General features: G+C 53.0%; 1 protein-coding gene. It reads right to left on the bottom strand.

Features of this window, described 5'->3' with window-relative positions; genetic code table 11:
- A partial coding sequence (locus ACQ4M5_RS41770; RefSeq protein ID WP_430681694.1) for an IS1634 family transposase occupies positions 1–1,062 on the bottom strand: 1,062 nt, incomplete at both ends.

Genomic DNA, 1,062 nt, shown 5'->3' with positions numbered 1-1,062 from the left:
AGCGGTGTTGCTCGATAACTTGTGCGGGTCTATCGCGATATTTCCGTTGCACCACTTGGGTCACTTGTTCTGAATAGTCCAACACGAACAGACCCGCGACTCGATGCTTTGCTAGCACCCGCTCGCTCGCTTGGGTCAAACTTGCCAGGTCGCTCCAGGGTTTCTTCCCCCGATTGGGTTGATTGAGGGCGGTCAGTTCGGACTGAGCTTGCTCGATACGAGTTTGGAGAGACTGCTTTTGGGCATTGCCTTGAGCGATGGAGTAAACAATCAATCGGCGTTCCATCCACGTCCATTTTTCGCCATCCACTTCAACTTGACAAATCTGTTCTTGTTCATAGCCCTCAGCAATCTCTGCTGTTTTGCCATTCGCATATTCATAGTTGATGTGCTCTAACTCCACCTGTTTGCCCACGACGAGGCTGAGATACTCCTGCATCTGGGCATCATTTACTTGCGTTTTCGACAGGGGACACAAGTAATAATCGTCCCCCGATGCAATGAGATATCGGGTGCTCAAACTCCCCATCTTGCAGTCACCCACAAACAGCAGTCCGGGCGCGTTGAGGGTTTGTCTGACTTGCTGTACCGCAGGCGCATACAAGGGGTCGTCTGCCGCGTTGCCTGCTACAATCTCGCTTGCAATTGGCAGACCCAATGGGTCTAAGCTCGCCAGCATCAGTTTGAGTTGGCAGAGATCTGGTCGATGATCCTTGCTATGTCCGCGTTGGAACAGTCCGTCTTCGCTCGCATTCCAAAACCCGCTCACCGAAGTACTATCTAGTCGTACCCGCTCTGGGCGCAGGTCATAGACTTGAATCTGTCGCTGCGTCAAAGCTGCTTCAAACTGCCGCCAATCGGCATCGTCACTCAAATAGCGCAACACTCCTTCTAAGCGATCATCACTCCAGTCCAACGTGCGGATCTCCTGTCCTAGACTCTCCCCAATCGTCTCTGCATGATGCTCAACCCACTCTTGCACTTGGTTCAGCCGATGATCTGCTTGCGACAAGATGTGACTCAGCCAGACCACTGCCACCGTGCCCAAACTCACCCCCTGCC

The organism is Leptolyngbya sp. AN10 (assembly GCF_050565645.1).
GTDB lineage: Bacteria > Cyanobacteriota > Cyanobacteriia > Leptolyngbyales > Leptolyngbyaceae > Leptolyngbya.
Note: the sequence above shows the minus strand (reverse complement) of the source record. Positions and strands in the feature narration are given on the sequence as shown.